At 43.2% G+C, this 16,107-nt stretch carries 17 protein-coding genes; 12 read left to right on the forward strand and 5 right to left on the reverse strand.

The genetic code is table 11. The features are described 5' to 3' along the window. Positions 1 to 27 precede the first annotated feature (27 nt). From gatB to gatC, 3 genes are read right to left on the reverse strand one after another with little or no spacing between them, the layout of a single operon-like run. Complete coding sequence (gene gatB, locus B7698_RS05065) at positions 28 to 1,470, reverse strand: Asp-tRNA(Asn)/Glu-tRNA(Gln) amidotransferase subunit GatB (protein ID WP_070479852.1); 1,443 nt, start codon at positions 1,468 to 1,470, stop codon at positions 28 to 30. Then, positions 1,470 to 2,936: an Asp-tRNA(Asn)/Glu-tRNA(Gln) amidotransferase subunit GatA gene (gatA, locus tag B7698_RS05070; protein ID WP_084864842.1), complete on the reverse strand. Its 1,467-nt coding sequence runs from the start codon at positions 2,934 to 2,936 to the stop codon at positions 1,470 to 1,472. Before gatA ends, gatB begins: the two co-directional genes overlap by 1 nt. Further along, a complete protein-coding gene (gene gatC, locus B7698_RS05075; protein ID WP_084864843.1) occupies positions 2,936 to 3,238 on the reverse strand; it encodes an Asp-tRNA(Asn)/Glu-tRNA(Gln) amidotransferase subunit GatC in 303 nt (100 codons plus the stop codon). Before gatC ends, gatA begins: the two co-directional genes overlap by 1 nt. A gap of 213 nt (positions 3,239 to 3,451) precedes the next feature. On the opposite strand from gatC, the gene B7698_RS05080 reads away from it, so the two are divergent. Continuing rightward, positions 3,452 to 4,996 carry a peptide chain release factor 3 gene (locus B7698_RS05080; protein ID WP_084864844.1) on the forward strand — a complete coding sequence of 515 codons (1,545 nt, stop codon included), beginning with the start codon at positions 3,452 to 3,454 and terminating at the stop codon, positions 4,994 to 4,996. Between the two features lie 748 nt (positions 4,997 to 5,744). Here the strand turns inward: B7698_RS05080 and B7698_RS05085 are convergent. Both B7698_RS05085 and sstT read right to left on the reverse strand, forming a co-directional pair. Then, positions 5,745 to 6,698 carry an aromatic acid exporter family protein gene (locus tag B7698_RS05085; RefSeq protein WP_084864845.1) on the reverse strand — a complete coding sequence of 318 codons (954 nt, stop codon included), beginning with the start codon at positions 6,696 to 6,698 and terminating at the stop codon, positions 5,745 to 5,747. Between the two features lie 67 nt (positions 6,699 to 6,765). Further along, positions 6,766 to 7,971, reverse strand: coding sequence for a serine/threonine transporter SstT (gene sstT / locus B7698_RS05090; protein WP_084864846.1), 1,206 nt, complete (start codon positions 7,969 to 7,971; stop codon positions 6,766 to 6,768). A gap of 151 nt (positions 7,972 to 8,122) precedes the next feature. On the opposite strand from sstT, the gene B7698_RS05095 reads away from it, so the two are divergent. The 11 genes from B7698_RS05095 to B7698_RS05145 all read left to right on the forward strand — a co-directional run bounded on the left by B7698_RS05095 (position 8,123) and on the right by B7698_RS05145 (position 15,922). Continuing rightward, positions 8,123 to 8,683, forward strand: a complete 561-nt coding sequence (locus B7698_RS05095; RefSeq protein WP_084864847.1) for a mechanosensitive ion channel family protein — start codon at positions 8,123 to 8,125, stop codon at positions 8,681 to 8,683. 57 nt (positions 8,684 to 8,740) lie between these two features. Beyond that, a complete protein-coding gene (locus B7698_RS05100; protein ID WP_000242267.1) occupies positions 8,741 to 9,646 on the forward strand; it encodes a magnesium transporter CorA family protein in 906 nt (301 codons plus the stop codon). A gap of 16 nt (positions 9,647 to 9,662) precedes the next feature. Then, positions 9,663 to 10,190: a YqeG family HAD IIIA-type phosphatase gene (locus B7698_RS05105; protein WP_084864848.1), complete on the forward strand. Its 528-nt coding sequence runs from the start codon at positions 9,663 to 9,665 to the stop codon at positions 10,188 to 10,190. A 2-nt stretch (positions 10,191 to 10,192) separates the two neighbouring features. Then, a complete protein-coding gene (gene yqeH, locus B7698_RS05110) occupies positions 10,193 to 11,299 on the forward strand; it encodes a ribosome biogenesis GTPase YqeH (RefSeq protein ID WP_084864849.1) in 1,107 nt (368 codons plus the stop codon). A gap of 213 nt (positions 11,300 to 11,512) precedes the next feature. Continuing rightward, entirely contained in the window at positions 11,513 to 11,824 is a 312-nt protein-coding gene (gene yhbY / locus B7698_RS05115) for a ribosome assembly RNA-binding protein YhbY (protein ID WP_000060169.1), read from the forward strand. Between the two features lie 50 nt (positions 11,825 to 11,874). Continuing rightward, positions 11,875 to 12,504, forward strand: coding sequence for a nicotinate-nucleotide adenylyltransferase (locus B7698_RS05120; RefSeq protein ID WP_000963714.1), 630 nt, complete (start codon positions 11,875 to 11,877; stop codon positions 12,502 to 12,504). Then, on the forward strand, positions 12,504 to 13,097 hold the full coding sequence (gene yqeK / locus B7698_RS05125) for a bis(5'-nucleosyl)-tetraphosphatase (symmetrical) YqeK (protein ID WP_049502047.1): 594 nt from the start codon (positions 12,504 to 12,506) through the stop codon (positions 13,095 to 13,097). The genes B7698_RS05120 and yqeK overlap by 1 nt, the downstream gene beginning before the upstream one ends. Then, positions 13,098 to 13,598, forward strand: coding sequence for a cysteine hydrolase family protein (locus tag B7698_RS05130; RefSeq protein ID WP_004255420.1), 501 nt, complete (start codon positions 13,098 to 13,100; stop codon positions 13,596 to 13,598). Between the two features lie 12 nt (positions 13,599 to 13,610). Further along, complete coding sequence (gene rsfS / locus B7698_RS05135) at positions 13,611 to 13,964, forward strand: ribosome silencing factor (RefSeq protein ID WP_084864850.1); 354 nt, start codon at positions 13,611 to 13,613, stop codon at positions 13,962 to 13,964. Between the two features lie 110 nt (positions 13,965 to 14,074). Continuing rightward, a complete protein-coding gene (locus B7698_RS05140; protein WP_004255427.1) occupies positions 14,075 to 14,815 on the forward strand; it encodes a class I SAM-dependent DNA methyltransferase in 741 nt (246 codons plus the stop codon). Between the two features lie 9 nt (positions 14,816 to 14,824). Further along, positions 14,825 to 15,922: a nucleotidyltransferase gene (locus tag B7698_RS05145; RefSeq protein WP_084864851.1), complete on the forward strand. Its 1,098-nt coding sequence runs from the start codon at positions 14,825 to 14,827 to the stop codon at positions 15,920 to 15,922. The last annotated feature ends 185 nt before the right edge of the window (positions 15,923 to 16,107 follow it).

The following is a 16,107-nucleotide window of genomic DNA, read 5'->3' on the forward strand; positions in this document are numbered from 1 at the left end:
AACCTCAAGGCTGGTTTCTTTTACATATTAATCTTCTTTCAACTTCGCTAATTCTTGTGCAAGAAGCTTAAGGGCGACTTGTGGGTTGGCTTGGCCTTTGGTTGCTTTCATAAGGAATCCTGTAAAGGCCTTATCTGCGTTGCGTTTTCCTGACTTGAAGTCAGCAACTGCGGCTTCGTTATCCGCAAAGACTTGGTGGATGATTGGAATCAAGATTTCTGGATCTGAGATTTGAACCATGCCAGCTTTTTCCACGTATTCACGCGCGCCACCGCCATTTTTAGCTAGGTGGACAAAGACTTTCTTGGCAATCTTAGAAGAGATAGTGCCGTCTTCGATGATGGCAATCATTTCAACTAAGTTTTCTGGTGTTAATTCGATTTGTTCTAGTGTCTTACCTTCAGCGTTCAAGAACTGAGCAACCTCACCTTGGAGCCAGTTAGAGACTTGTTTAGCATCGCCACCGAGGGCAACAGCTTTCTCAAAGAAGTCAGAAGTGACTTTATTAGCAGTCAACTGACTAGCATCGTAGTCTGATAAACCAAGGTCAGATACATAACGCGCACGGCGTTCTTTTGGAAACTCTGGCAATTCAGTACGCATTTCCTCAATCCACTCGTCTGAGATTTCAAAGAGAGGTAGGTCTGGTTCTGGGAAGTAGCGGTAGTCTGCAGCCCCTTCCTTGACACGCATGAGAATGGTTGCCTTGTTAGCCTCATCGTAACGGCGTGTTTCTTGGCGGATTTGACCACCTGAGCGTAGGATTTCGGCTTGACGTTGGACTTCGTATTCAAGACCTTTGCGAACGTTTGAGAAGGAGTTGAGGTTTTTCAACTCAGTCTTAGTACCGAATTTTTCTTGACCATAAGGGCGAAGGGAGATATTGGCATCCACACGCATAGAACCTTCTTCCATCTTGACGTCAGAAATACCAGCGTACTGGATAACTTCCTTGAGGGCTGTTAGGTAAGCATAGGCTTCTTCAGGAGAACGCATGTCTGCTTCAGATACAATCTCAATCAAGGGCACCCCTTGGCGGTTGAGGTCGACGTAAGAGTAGCCGTCTGTACCGTGGGTGTTTTTACCAGCATCTTCTTCTAGGTGAGCGCGCTCGATGCCGATTTTCTTAGTCGTACCGTCTTCTAGCTCGACTTCAATCCAGCCGTTATAGCCGATTGGCTCATCAAACTGAGAAATTTGGTAGGCTTTTGGATTATCAGGGTAGAAGTAATTCTTGCGGTCAAAGTGCATCTTTTTGTGGATGTCCATGTTGAGGGCAAGAGCAGCCTTGATACCAGCATCGACAACACCTTTATTGAGAACTGGCAGAACTCCTGGGAAAGACCAGTCAATCACGTTGGTATTGGCATTTTGGTCATTTCCGAAGTGGGCAGAAGTAGGTGAGAAGATTTTTGAATTGGTGTTGAGCTCTACGTGGACTTCAAGTCCAATGACTGTTTCAAAGTTCATTAGTTATCACCTCCAAAAATCACGGGTTGTTGTTTGTGGTAGTCTGTTGTTGCCTCAAAAGCAGCAGCAGCTTGGTAAATGGTTTCCTCAGAGTACTTAGGACCAATCAATTGTAGTCCGACAGGTAGTCCTTGAGAGAATCCAGCAGGAATCGAAATTCCTGGGAGACCTGCCAAGTTGACTGGGATGGTCAAGAGGTCAGCCAAGTACATGGCAACTGGGTCATGGTTGAGTGAGTCCAAGTCATAAGCAACACTTGGAGCAGTTGGACCCAAAATCAAGTCATAATCCGCAAAGACTTTTTCGAAATCTTGGATGATGAGGGTACGGACCTGACCGGCCTTCTTGTAGTAGGCGTCATAGTAACCTGATGAAAGACTAAATGTACCAAGCATGATACGGCGTTTAACCTCTTCACCGAAACCTTGGCTACGGCTGTTTACATAGATTTCATCAAGATTAGTTGCATCTTCTGCACGGTAGCCATAACGGATACCATCAAAGCGTTGCAAGTTTGATGAAGCTTCAGATGAAGCGATGATGTAGTAAACGGCAACACCGTATTTAGAGTGAGGAAGGCTGACTTCTTCAACGATAGCACCAAGTTTCTCAAAGTGCTTAGCAGCATTCAAAATAGTTTCCTTAACTTCTGGGTCAATTCCTTCACCGAGGTATTCCTTAGGTAAAGCAATTTTCATACCCTGGATGTCTTGACCGATTTTTGAAGCAAAGTCGGCAATGCGGACAGGGGCAGAAGTAGAGTCTTTGGCATCTTCGCTGGCAATAGCGTTGAGCAAGAGAGCATTTTCCTTAACAGTTGGTGCGAAAGGTCCGATTTGGTCTAATGAGCTACCGAAGGCAATGAGACCGAAACGAGAAACTGTTCCGTAGGTTGGTTTGAGACCAACAATCCCGTTGAAGGCAGCAGGTTGGCGGATAGAACCACCAGTATCAGAACCAAGTGACAAGCGGACTTGTCCTGAGGCTACGGCTGCGGCAGAACCACTAGACGAGCCACCAGGAACCTTGCTGTGGTCCCAAGCATTTTTAGTGGCACCGTAGTGAGAAGTCTCACCTGAACCACCCATGGCAAATTCGTCCATGTTAGTTTTCCCGACGACAATCATGCCTTTCGCTTTTGCATTGGCAACAGCAGTCGCATCAAAGATTGGCTCATAGTTGTAGAGCATTTTTGAGGCAGCAGTTGTGAGAATACCGTCTGTAGAGATATTATCCTTAACAGCTAGTGGAATTCCTGAAAGCACATTATCAGCGTCAATTCCAGCTTCATCAATGGCTTTGGCTTGAGCAAGAGCCTGCTCTTCAGCGATGGTAACAAAAGCGTTGATAGCTGTCTCGCGAGACTTGATATCTTCAAGCGTTGCTTGTGTTAATTCTGTTGCAGAAATTTCCTTAGAAACAAGGAGATTGTGCAAGTCTTCAATGGTTTTATTGTTGAAAGTCATTAGGCATCTCCTCCATCGTCTAGGATAGCTGGTACCTTGATATAGTAGTTGTCTTTTTCAGGTACGTTTTTAAACAAGCGATCACGGTCTGTTCCTTTTTCGGCCACATCAGGGCGGAGTACAGTCTTGCGGTCAGCCATGGTCGTAGTTGGTGCAACACCAGTTGTGTCAACTTCGCCCAGCAATTCAACCATGTCTACAATCTTAGACAAGGTAGTCGCAAAGGTAGCAGTTTCTTCTTCAGAGAATCTTAATTTTGAAAGATTGGCAACGTGTGTTACCTCTTCTTGCGTAATTTTCATCTTGCATCCTTTCGTGAAATGATGATTTTTAGTCTGTTCTATTTTACCATATTTTCCTATAAATAAGGGAGGGGGAACTGAAAAGAAATAGAAATTGAAAAAAAAGCTAAAATCCGATATAATGGAGTGTTGAAAGGAATGGTAAAATCCAATGTAAAAATCATTCTTAGCTATATGAAACAAGAAAAATAGAGAATCAAAGAAAGAGAACTTATGAATATTCAAGAAGAAATTAAGAAACGTCGTACTTTTGCCATCATCTCCCACCCGGACGCGGGGAAAACAACCATCACTGAGCAGTTACTCTACTTTGGGGGCGAGATTCGTGAGGCTGGTACCGTAAAAGGAAAGAAAACAGGGACTTTTGCCAAGTCTGACTGGATGGATATCGAGAAGCAACGTGGGATTTCGGTTACTTCATCTGTTATGCAATTTGACTACGATGGCAAGCGTGTGAATATCCTCGACACGCCAGGGCATGAGGACTTTTCAGAAGATACTTATCGGACCTTGATGGCGGTGGATGCTGCGGTCATGGTTGTGGACTCTGCCAAGGGTATCGAGGCCCAAACCAAGAAATTGTTTGAGGTTGTGAAACACCGTGGTATTCCGGTCTTTACCTTTATGAACAAGTTGGACCGTGACGGTCGTGAGCCTTTGGACCTCTTGCAAGAATTGGAAGAAGTTTTGGGTATTGCGAGTTACCCGATGAACTGGCCAATCGGGATGGGGAAAGCCTTTGAAGGGCTCTATGACCTCTATAACCAACGCTTGGAGCTCTATAAGGGGGATGAACGTTTTGCCAGTTTAGAAGATGGGGACAAGCTTTTTGGTAGCAATCCTTTCTACGAGCAAGTTAAAGATGATATTGAGCTTTTAAATGAAGCTGGGAATGAGTTTTCAGAGGAAGCTATTCTGGCTGGAGAATTGACACCTGTCTTCTTCGGTTCAGCCCTGACTAACTTTGGTGTGCAGACCTTCCTTGAAACCTTCCTTAAGTTTGCTCCAGAACCACATGGACACAAGAAAACAGACGGCGAAATTGTAGATCCTTACGACAAGGATTTCTCAGGATTTGTCTTTAAAATCCAAGCCAACATGGATCCTCGTCACCGTGACCGTATTGCCTTTGTCCGTATCGTATCAGGTGAATTTGAGCGCGGTATGAGTGTTAACCTGCCTCGTACTGGTAAGGGGGCCAAACTATCTAATGTTACTCAGTTTATGGCGGAAAGTCGTGAGAATGTGACCAAAGCCGTGGCAGGTGATATTATCGGGGTTTACGATACAGGTACTTATCAGGTTGGGGATACCTTGACAGTTGGGAAAAACAAATTTGAATTTGAACCCCTGCCAACCTTTACACCTGAAATTTTCATGAAAGTTTCTGCCAAGAATGTCATGAAGCAAAAATCCTTCCACAAGGGAATCGAGCAATTGGTACAAGAAGGAGCTATTCAGCTTTATAAGAATTACCAAACAGGCGAGTATATGCTAGGGGCTGTAGGTCAACTCCAGTTTGAAGTCTTTAAGCACCGTATGGAAGGCGAGTACAATGCGGAAGTAGTCATGAGCCCAATGGGGAAAAAGACTGTTCGTTGGATCAAACCTGAGGACTTAGATGAACGGATGTCGTCAAGCCGAAATATCTTGGCCAAAGACCGTTTTGACCAACCAGTCTTCCTCTTTGAAAATGACTTTGCCCTACGTTGGTTTGCGGATAAGTATCCAGACGTAGAGTTGGAAGAAAAAATGTAAATCGTTACAAATGACTAGCAACATAAAGTTGCTGTCATTTGACGGTAACCGCTATGGCGGCTTACCTAAACGCTTCACTAGAAAAAATCCACGAATATTATCGATTCGTGGATTTTTCCGTCGTAACTGGTAGGAAGTAGTCTAGCTAACTGCCTTACTAACTACGTTTGGTAAATGGAATCGATTTGTAAAACTCAGTGTCGTAATCTAATAATAGGTAACCGCTATAGCAGTCTACCTAAACGCTTCACTAGGCAAAGTCCGCGAATGGTGTCGATTCGTGGATTTTTCCGTCGTAACTGGTAGTGAGTGGTCTAGCTAATTACCTTACTAACTACGTTTGGCAAATAGAATCGATTTGTAAAACTCCGTGTTGTAGTTCGGTAAATTTATTTGATTGTATAATAATCTAAGTAACTAACGCCAAGTTTCTATGGAACTTGGCTATGCGCTCCACTAGTAAAGTTTTACGAATATTGTCGATTCGTGGGCTTTTCCGTTGTAACTGGTAGTGAGAGGTCTAGCTAACTGTCTTACTAACTATGTTTGGTAAATGAAATTGATTTGTAAAAATTAGTGTCGTGGATAATAAGACAGCAGAGTATGTAGGGTTTTACCTTAGCCCTCTATAAAAAGATGTTGAATATTTGGCCTTATTTGTTTTACTATTAACCTTTATGGTAATAACTTATAAATAAAAGAAAACTTCAGATATTCACCTTTTGTGATTGGTCTGAAGTTTTCTTTTTTACTGTCCATATTTTTGGTAAAAGTCAACTTTTACTTGTATGAAGGTTTTGGCTTCACGTAGGAGTTGAAGAAGTGTGGCACGGGTTTCAAATTCTTCTCTTGTCTTGGGCAGACTACGATTACGGAAGACTTCCAGATAACGTTCAATTTCATCTAGCAAATCAGAAGCAGGATTGGTCTGGCTCAGTTGACCGGCAATTTTTGAAAAGAGTTGGGCCAAAATCAGGCTCTCACTAGCAGCTAGGTGACAGGTGTTGATTTGCTGGGCCATGTTTCGCAGGATGCGACTTTGTCGCTGTCTCATCTCAAAATAGTGGATATGGTAGTCGGTCTGGTGAAAGAGGTGGTCAGAGTGATCTAGATAGACAAGTCTGAGGGCTTCTTCCAAAAGGGTGTCTAATTCTTCTACTAGCTGTGCTCGGTTGCGTCCATCCCCTCTGGATAAATAATATTTGAAGCGCTGGAGAATATCTTTTAACTTTTCTTCTACCAATGTGTGGTAGTGATGAATTTCCTCTTCTCGTGAAGGCATGTAGAGATTGACAAGCAAGGCAAATCCTGTACCGATAGCAAAGAGAAGGAATTCATTGACTAGAAGGTCTGGAGAGGTTGACTCTTGTACCAAGAGATGGCTAACCAAAACAGTACTTGGTGTGATGCCAATTTCCCAGCCCATCTTGTAGGCTAGAGGCACATAGAGGGCCAGATAGAGGCCAAGACTCCAGATATGAAATCCGCTCAAGTGAAAAGCCAAAACGCCAATAGCAAGAGCTAGAAGCATAGAAAAGAGCCGATTTCGGGCCAGTTTTAAGGTACTTCTACGGGTATCGGATAGGCTCAAGAGGGCGATGATTCCAGCCGAGACAGCTGAGGAGAGACTGAGAAAGTAAGCAAGAAGGCAGGCAAGACAGGTAGCTAAGATGAGCTTAGTCGTACGTTGGCTAATAGACATAAGGATTTCCTAGTAAATTATAATAGAAGCGAAAAAGACAAGACCTGAGCAGGCTTGTCTTTATGAGTTATTTTTTACGGGCTGCTGCGTATTCGGCAACAGCAGTAAAGAGGACATCTGTTGAAGAGTTAAGGGCTGTTTCACATGAGTCTTGGATGACCCCAATCACAAATCCAACCCCAACAACTTGCATGGCAATATCATTAGAAATACCGAAAAGGCTACAAGCAACTGGGATAAGAAGGAGGGATCCTCCGGCAATACCAGAAGCACCACAGGCTGAGATTGCTGCTACTACACTGAGGACAAAGGCTGTGGCAAAGTCAACAGGGATTCCAAGAGTATTTACTGCAGCAAGGGTTAAAACGTTAATAGTAATCGCTGCCCCTGCCATGTTGATAGTAGAACCAAGTGGGATAGAAACAGAATAGGTATCTGGATCCAGACCGAGGTCGTGGCAAAGTTTCATATTGACAGGGATGTTAGCCGCAGAACTACGAGTGAAGAAGGCTGTAACACCGCTGACACGCAAACATTTCCAAACGAGGGGATAAGGGTTTCTCTTCATAAAGAGGAAGGCAATCAATGGATTGACAACCAGAGCGACAAAGAACATAGTTGTCACCAAGAGGGCAAGCAAGATTCCGTAGTTAGCTAGGCTTCCGATTCCCTTATCAGAGATGGTTTTGAAGACAAGACCAAGGATACCAAATGGAGCTAGATTGATGATCCATTCGACAATCTTAGAAGTCACATCAGCCATAGTTTTCAGCAATTCTTTACTATTTTTGCTGGCCTCTCTCATAGCAATCCCGAAAACAACTGCCCAAGATAAGATACCGATGTAGTTAGCAGTAACGAGGGCATTGACTGGATTGTCAACCAGTTTGAGCAAGAGATTGCTGAGGACCTGGCCAATTCCATCTGGTGGTGCGATTTCTGTATTGGCACTATTTAAGGTAATCTCAACAGGGACGATGAAGCTTGCTAGGACAGCAACAAGTGCCGCTGCAAAGGTTCCCACCAAGTAAAGGAGGATAACCGTTTTCATGTTGCTATCTTGACCCTTTTGATGTTGGGAAAGGGCATTGGCAACGAGGGCAAAGACTAGAATAGGTGCGATGGCTTTGAGGCCACCAACAAAGAGATCTCCAAGTAAACCAATTCCTGAAATGTTAGGAAGTGTCAGCCCTAGGGTTCCTCCAATAAGCATGCCAATCAAAATCCGTTTGATTAGACTCGCCTTATTCCAAGCATGAATGAATTTTTTCATAACAATCTCCTTTGTTGTGTAATGTTTATGATTATAGTATAAATATGAGCTAAAATCAAGAATTTTCTGTCTATTTTGGCTGTTATTTTTGAATATTTATGGAGATTCATCACTTGTAAAAGTATGGTATAATAAATGAAAGGAGTTTTCTATGAAAGAATTTATTCAAACCTACCTCAATAAGCTTGATATAACAACGATTATTGAAAATATCTTAACCAAGTTAATTTCTCTGTTATTCTTATTTTTACTCTTTTATATAGCTAAGAAATTGCTCCATACCATGGTGCAGAGAATTGTCAAACCTTCTCTAAAAATGTCTCGTCATGATGTCGGGCGTCAGAAAACCATCTCACGTCTGTTAGAAAATGTGTTTAATTATACCCTTTATTTCTTTTTGCTTTACTGCATTTTGTCGATTTTAGGTTTGCCAGTTTCTAGTTTGCTGGCAGGGGCTGGGATTGCTGGGGTGGCTATTGGAATGGGAGCCCAAGGCTTTCTATCTGATGTCATCAATGGCTTTTTCATCCTCTTTGAACGTCAACTGGATGTGGGAGATGAGGTCGTTTTGACAAATGGTCCTATTACCGTATCGGGCAAGGTTGTCAGTGTCGGCATTCGAACAACGCAACTCAGAGGGGAAGACCAGGTTCTGCACTTCGTTCCCAATCGGAATATCACCGTCGTCAGCAATTTCTCACGCACAGACTAGACCTGTTATTTTAAGTAATTTGTGGTACAATAGAAAGAGTTTAATAAAGGAGAAAAGATGGTTTTAGAAAAGCAGTTGGGCAATGGTTGTACCTGGATAGACCTTGATGTGGATAAGATTAAAAATATGGAAGATCTTTCTGACATCTATGGATTGGACAAGGAAACCATTGAGTATGCTCTGGATAGAAATGAACGAGCTCATATGGATTATAACCGTGAAACGGAGACGGTAACCTTTATTTATAATGTTCTTGATTTAGAAAAAGACAAAGAATATTATGAAGCGATTCCCATGACCTTTATCGTCGAAAGACAACGAATGATTACCATCAGCAACCATAAGAATGCTTATGTCATTGATCAGATGTCAGCTTATCTGGATAGCCATGAGTCGCTTTCTATTTACAAGTTTCTCTTTGCTGGTTTAGAGATTATCAGTAACGCTTATTATCCTGTCATTGAAGAGATGGATAAAAGTAAGGACGAAATTAGTGCCTTGCTACGTCAAACTACAACAAAGAAAAATCTCTTCGCCCTCTCTGACTTGGAGACTGGTATGGTTTACTTGACAGCAGCAGCAAAACAAAATCGACTCCTCTTGGAACATATCCAGGGCCATGCTCTTTATCGGAGATTTAATGATGTCGAACGAGAGCAGTTTGATGATGCCATGATTGAAGCCCATCAGTTGGTGTCTATGACAGACTTGATTTCTCAAGTCTTGCAACAACTCTCAGCTTCTTACAACAACATCCTAAACAATAACTTGAATGATAGTTTGTCAATTTTGACTATTATCTCCGTCTTACTAGCAGTACTTGCGGTTATTACAGGTTTCTTCGGAATGAATGTTCCTCTACCATTTACAGAAGAGCCAAATGCTTGGATTTATATCTTAATGACTAGCTTGATTTTATGGGTGGCCTTATCTCAATGGCTGAAGAAAATTACTAGAAAATAAAAGAAAAGGAGCCAAAATGGCGATTGAAAATTACATGCCAGATTTTGCTGTGGAAGCAGTCTATGATCTGACAGTCCCAAGCCTGCAGGCGCATGGAATCAAGGCTGTTTTGGTCGATTTGGACAATACCCTCATTGCTTGGAACAACCCTGACGGGACGCCAGAGATGAAGCAATGGCTACATGATCTTCGGGACGCGGGCATTCGCATTATCGTGGTCTCAAATAACACCAAAAAACGCGTCCAACGAGCAGTTGAGAAATTTGGGATTGACTACGTTTATTGGGCTCTGAAGCCCTTCACATTTGGGATTGACCGGGCCATGAAGGAATTCCACTATGAGAAAAGTGAAGTGGTCATGGTTGGCGACCAGCTCATGACAGATATACGAGCAGCCCACCGTGCAGGCATTCGCTCGATTTTAGTCAAACCCTTGGTCCAACATGACTCGATCAAAACGCAGATCAACCGAGCTCGTGAGCGTCGTGTCATGAAGCAAATTACTGAAAAGTACGGAGCGATTACATATAAAAAAGGAATTTAACTATGGAAGAAATTCTCTGTATTGGTTGTGGAGCAACCATTCAGACGACAGACAAGGCTGGTCTTGGTTTCACCCCCCAGTCAGCATTCGAAAAAGGCTTGGAGACTGGTGAAGTTTATTGCCAACGCTGTTTCCGTCTCCGCCATTACAATGAAATCACAGATGTCCAGTTGACGGACGATGATTTCCTCAAACTCTTGCACGAGGTGGGGGACAGTGATGCCTTGGTGGTCAATGTCATTGATATCTTTGACTTTAATGGCTCTGTCATCCCAGGCTTGCCACGTTTTGTCTCGGGCAATGATGTCCTCTTGGTGGGAAATAAAAAAGATATCCTACCTAAGTCAGTTAAGCCGGGCAAGATTAGCCAGTGGCTCATGGAACGTGCCCACGAAGAAGGACTTCGTCCAGTCGATGTCGTCCTAACTTCGGCACAAAACAAACATGCCATTAAGGAAGTCATTGACAAGATTGAACACTACCGTAAGGGCCGTGATGTCTATGTGGTCGGTGTAACCAACGTTGGAAAATCAACTCTTATCAATGCTATTATCCAAGAAATCACGGGTGACCAGAATGTCATCACGACTTCACGCTTCCCAGGGACAACCTTGGACAAAATCGAGATTCCGCTTGATGACGGTTCTTATATCTACGATACGCCGGGGATTATCCACCGTCACCAGATGGCTCACTACTTGACGGCCAAAAACCTCAAGTATGTCAGCCCTAAAAAGGAAATCAAGCCAAAAACCTATCAGCTTAACCCTGAACAAACCCTGTTTTTAGGTGGTTTGGGACGCTTTGACTTCATTTCAGGAGAAAAGCAAGGATTTACTGCTTTCTTTGACAATGAACTCAAACTCCACCGTACTAAGCTAGAAGGCGCTAGTGCTTTTTACGATAAGCACCTCGGAACCCTTCTGACACCACCAAATAGCAAGGAAAAAGAAGATTTTCCAAAACTTGTTCAGCATGTCTTTACCATCAAGGACAAAACCGATCTAGTCATCTCTGGACTCGGCTGGATCCGTGTAACAGGCACAGCAAAAGTCGCCGTCTGGGCACCAGAAGGCGTCGCCGTCGTCGCACGAAAAGCAATTATTTAAAATGAAATCACTGAGCGAACAAAGTGAGCTCATAAAAAGATAGTTATTGCCGTGGTGTGATTGCCAATCGTTAGATTGGTAAGGGGCATAATTGAGACCTAGGCTCAATTGTGAGGTCAGGAAATCCATTTTTCAAAGATGAGATCTTTGAAAAATTAGTTCCGACCGTCCCTCACCACCTAAAATAACTATCAAAAAAACAAGGAAGAAATTATGTCATTAACATCAAAACAACGTGCCTTCCTCAACAGTCAGGCACACACCCTCAAACCCATCATCCAAATCGGTAAAAATGGACTTAACGACCAAATCAAAACCAGCGTTCGTCAGGCACTTGACGCCCGTGAATTGATCAAGGTTACTCTTTTGCAAAACACCGATGAAAATATCCACGAAGTAGCTGAAATCTTGGAAGAAGAAATTGGTGTGGATACTGTCCAAAAAATCGGACGCATCTTGATTTTGTTTAAACAATCCAGCAAGAAAGAAAATCGCAAGATTTCTAAGAAAGTCAAAGAAATCTAAAAACTACTCCAAGAAACTGTTTTTACAGAGAATTAAAGGAAGACGAGCCTATGGCAATCGAATTATTGACTCCCTTTACCAAGGTAGAGTTGGAGCCAGAAATCAAGGAGAAAAAACGCAAACAAGTCGGGATTTTAGGGGGGAATTTCAACCCCGTTCACAATGCCCATCTTGTTGTGGCGGACCAAGTACGACAACAGTTAGGACTGGACCAGGTCCTGCTCATGCCTGAATACCAGCCACCTCATGTAGACAAAAAAGAAACCATCCCTGAACACCATCGTCTCAAGATGCTTGAGTTGGCGATTGAGGGGATCGAAGGTCTAGCCATTGAAACAATCGAGTTAGAGCGCAAGGGCATTTCCTACACCTACGACACCATGAAGATTTTGACCGAGCAACATCCAGACACGGATTATTACTTCATTATCGGAGCTGATATGGTGGATTATCTGCCTAAGTGGTACCGAATTGATGAGCTGGTTGACATGGTTCAGTTTGTGGGGGTTCAGCGCCCACGCTACAAGGCAGGGACTTCCTATCCAGTCATATGGGTGGATGTGCCTCTCATGGATATCTCATCCAGCATGGTGCGGGACTTCCTTGCCCAAGGTCGGAAACCCAACTTTCTCCTGCCTCAGCCGGTGCTAGACTACATCGAGAAGGAGGGGCTCTACTGATGGCCTATCAAGACTATATCAACTGCTCTCGCGAGGCTTTGTTGGAAAAAATGACAGAGCTTTTACCTGAAAAACGCTTAACCCATTGCTTGGGTGTGGAGCGTGCAGCCATAGAACTAGCCCAACGATTTGGAGTAGATGTCGAGAAAGCAGGACTAGCAGGCCTTCTTCATGACTACGCTAAAAAGCTGTCAGATCAGGAATTTCTAGACCTGATTGACCGTTATCAGCTGGATCCTGATCTCAAAAACTGGGGCAATAATGTCTGGCATGGCATGGTTGGCATCTACAAGATTCAGGAAGATTTGGATTTGCATGATTCAGAAATCCTGCGAGCCATTGAAATCCATACAGTCGGTGCTGGTCAGATGACAGACCTAGATAAAGTCATCTACGTCGCAGACTATATCGAGCACAATCGTGCCTTTCCAGGAGTAGATGTGGCACGTGAGATTGCAAGTTTATCGCTTAATAAGGCGGTGGCCTACGAAACAGCTCGTACCGTGGAGCATCTAGCTCATCAGGGATTCTCTATCTATCCCCAAACCCTTGAAACCTATAACGCCTTTGTGCACTATTTGAAAGAGGACTAAATGAAGACGGCTTTTATAATCATTGATGTTCAGAATATTTTAGTGGAAACTGGTTTTCAGACAAATAGTCTATTGGAAAAAATTTCTTATTTACAAAACCAGGCTAGAAGCAAGAATATTGAAATTGTCTATGTTCAACATATTGAGAACGCTGAAGCTCAAACATCAGAAGATTGGCAGTTATCTGAGCTTTTAAGTCGAAAACCTAATGAAAAGGTCTTTCAGAAGAAGTATAACAGTATTTTCAAAGAAACTGGTTTAAAAGAATACTTGGATAAACAGGGGATTGAAAAATTAGTTTTATGTGGTATGCAGACAGAATATTGTGTGGATACCTCTGTCAAGGTTGCCTTTGAATATGGCTATCAGCTTATTATTCCAGAAGGAACTTGCACAACGTTTGATGGGAAAGACATTCCAGCAGAAACGATAAATGAATTTTATGAGGGCATTTGGGAGGGGCGCTTTGCAGATGTCCTAGATTACAAGCATATTTTCTAGAAAGAGGACTAAATGAACGAAAAAGAATTACTAGAACTAGTCGTGAAAGCGGCTGATGAGAAACGTGCGGAGGATATCCTCGCACTTGATGTCCAAGATTTGACTAGCGTGACTGACTACTTTGTTATTACTAGTTCAATGAATAGCCGTCAGTTGGACGCTATCGCTGATAATATCCGTGAAAAAGTAGCCGATGCAGGCTTTAAAGGCAGTCATGACGAAGGAGATGCAGCTGGAGGTTGGGTCCTACTAGACCTCGGCTCTGTTGTCGTGCATGTCTTTTCAGAAGAAATGCGTGCCCACTATAACTTAGAAAAGCTATGGCATGAGGCGGAGTCAGTAGATATTTCAGAAGCTCTTGCTTAGAAGACGAACTCAGTTGTAGCCAACTGGGTTTCTTTGCTTATTTTAGAAAAAATGGATAGAAAGGTATAGGGCGAGTGGTGTTTGCCATGGAGGCTCTTGGTATCATGATTATGGCAACTTATGAAACCTTTGCGGCGGTCTATGATGCGGTCATGGACGATAGTTTATATGATAAATGGACGGATTTTTCTCTGGGTCATTTGCCTAAGACAAAGGAGAGAAAAAAACTCTTGGAATTGGCTTGTGGGACAGGCATCCAGTCTGTACGCTTTTCTCAAGCTGGTTTTGATGTGACTGGACTTGACTTGAGCGCAGATATGCTGAAGATTGCGGAGAAGAGAGCGGCTTCAGCCAAACAAAAGATTGATTTTATTGAAGGCAATATGTTGGATTTGTCCAAGGTAGGTCAATACGACTTTGTCACTTGTTATTCGGACTCTATCTGCTACATGCAGGATGAGGTGGAAGTAGGGGATGTTTTTAAGGAAGTGTATAATGCCCTTAATGAAGATGGAGTTTTCATCTTTGATGTGCATTCGACCTACCAGACAGACGAAGTTTTTCCAGGCTATTCTTATCATGAAAATGCAGAAGATTTCGCCATGCTATGGGATACCTATGAGGATGCGGCGCCTCACTCTATCGTTCATGAGTTGACTTTCTTTGTCAAGGAAGCGGATGGTTCCTTTAGTCGCCACGATGAAGTGCATGAGGAGCGAACCTATGAGGTCTTGACCTATGATATTTTGCTGGAACAGGCCGGATTCAAATCCTTCAAACTCTTTGCGGACTTTGAAGACAAAGAGCCAACAGAAACCAGCACCCGTTGGTTTTTTGTGGCGCAGAAGTAGGAGATTATCATGACCATCACGGGTATTATCGCGGAGTTCAATCCTTTTCATAATGGCCACAAATACCTGCTTGAGCAGACGAAGGGGTTGAAAATTGTGGCCATGTCTGGGAATTTCATGCAGCGTGGAGAGCCTGCTATCGTGGACAAGTGGACTCGGGCTCAGATGGCGCTGGAAAATGGAGCGGATCTGGTAGTGGAATTGCCCTTTTTAGTTAGTGTTCAGGCAGCTGATTTCTTCGGTCAAGGAGCTGTGGATATCTTGGCTCGCTTGGGCATTGATACTCTAGCTTTCGGGACAGAGGAAGTTCTGGATTATCAAAAGATATCTGACTTATACACAGAGCAAGGCGTTGAGATGGAGAATTTTGTGGACAATCTACCTGATTCATTCTCCTACCCTCAGAAAACCCAAGCCATGTGGAAGGAATTTGCAGGTCTTGATTTTTCAGGCAATACGCCCAATCATGTCCTTGCTCTGGCCTATGCCAAGGCGGTTGCAGGATGCAACATCAAAATGCATCCGATTCAGCGTCAGGGAGCGGGTTATCATTCTGTGGACAAGGAAGTGGACTTTGCATCTGCAACAGCTCTCCGCCAGCATCAATCAGACCAAGATTTCTTAGAATGCTTTATGCCTTCTGTTGCTCTCTTTGAGCAAGCCAGTAAGGTGAGCTGGGATGACTATTTTCCCTTGCTCTGCTATCAAATCTTGTCAAATCCAGACCTAACCACCACCTATCAGGTCAATCAAGAAATGGCTGTGCGCATTAAAGAGGCCATCAAGACAGTCCAGTCTGTGGAAGACTTGGTTGAGGCGGTTGCGACCAAACGTTACACCAAGGCGCGTGTCAGACGCCTTTTGACCTATATCTTGGTGCAGGCTAGAGAAAGTGACTTGCCAGAAGGCATCCATGTTCTTGGCTTTACTGAAAAAGGCAGGCAACATCTCAAGTCTTTGAAAGGGCAGGTCGATCTAGTTAGCAGAATTGGCAAAGAACCTTGGGATGCTATGACCCAAAAGGCAGACCAGATTTACCAACTGGGAAATCCAAGTATAGCAGAGCAGAATTTTGGAAGAGTGCCGATTAGAATAGAAACAAACTAAGTCTACTGAAATGTAGGCTTTTTTAAATTTTTGCTGACGTTACGGATTCTAAGTAATAAAGGTTATCCAGATAAATTCAGGGAGCTAAACTCCAAATTCACACTAAATTCCTCAAAACATATTCTATTTTAGGTTTGTGAAAATCACTTTTTTATGGTAGAATGTAAAAGAATGTATGTCATTCG

The organism is Streptococcus mitis (assembly GCF_002096855.1).
In the GTDB taxonomy this organism is placed as follows: domain Bacteria; phylum Bacillota; class Bacilli; order Lactobacillales; family Streptococcaceae; genus Streptococcus; species Streptococcus mitis_Y.

Coding starts and splice junctions, on each gene's coding strand:
- gatB (WP_070479852.1), bottom strand. CDS start 1,470: ATGAACTTTGAAACAGTCATTGGACTTGAAGTCCACGTAGAGCTCAAC.
- gatA (WP_084864842.1), bottom strand. CDS start 2,936: ATGACTTTCAACAATAAAACCATTGAAGACTTGCACAATCTCCTTGTT.
- gatC (WP_084864843.1), bottom strand. CDS start 3,238: ATGAAAATTACGCAAGAAGAGGTAACACACGTTGCCAATCTTTCAAAA.
- B7698_RS05080 (WP_084864844.1), top strand. CDS start 3,452: ATGAATATTCAAGAAGAAATTAAGAAACGTCGTACTTTTGCCATCATC.
- B7698_RS05085 (WP_084864845.1), bottom strand. CDS start 6,698: ATGTCTATTAGCCAACGTACGACTAAGCTCATCTTAGCTACCTGTCTT.
- sstT (WP_084864846.1), bottom strand. CDS start 7,971: ATGAAAAAATTCATTCATGCTTGGAATAAGGCGAGTCTAATCAAACGG.
- B7698_RS05095 (WP_084864847.1), top strand. CDS start 8,123: ATGAAAGAATTTATTCAAACCTACCTCAATAAGCTTGATATAACAACG.
- B7698_RS05100 (WP_000242267.1), top strand. CDS start 8,741: ATGGTTTTAGAAAAGCAGTTGGGCAATGGTTGTACCTGGATAGACCTT.
- B7698_RS05105 (WP_084864848.1), top strand. CDS start 9,663: ATGGCGATTGAAAATTACATGCCAGATTTTGCTGTGGAAGCAGTCTAT.
- yqeH (WP_084864849.1), top strand. CDS start 10,193: ATGGAAGAAATTCTCTGTATTGGTTGTGGAGCAACCATTCAGACGACA.
- yhbY (WP_000060169.1), top strand. CDS start 11,513: ATGTCATTAACATCAAAACAACGTGCCTTCCTCAACAGTCAGGCACAC.
- B7698_RS05120 (WP_000963714.1), top strand. CDS start 11,875: ATGGCAATCGAATTATTGACTCCCTTTACCAAGGTAGAGTTGGAGCCA.
- yqeK (WP_049502047.1), top strand. CDS start 12,504: ATGGCCTATCAAGACTATATCAACTGCTCTCGCGAGGCTTTGTTGGAA.
- B7698_RS05130 (WP_004255420.1), top strand. CDS start 13,098: ATGAAGACGGCTTTTATAATCATTGATGTTCAGAATATTTTAGTGGAA.
- rsfS (WP_084864850.1), top strand. CDS start 13,611: ATGAACGAAAAAGAATTACTAGAACTAGTCGTGAAAGCGGCTGATGAG.
- B7698_RS05140 (WP_004255427.1), top strand. CDS start 14,075: ATGGCAACTTATGAAACCTTTGCGGCGGTCTATGATGCGGTCATGGAC.
- B7698_RS05145 (WP_084864851.1), top strand. CDS start 14,825: ATGACCATCACGGGTATTATCGCGGAGTTCAATCCTTTTCATAATGGC.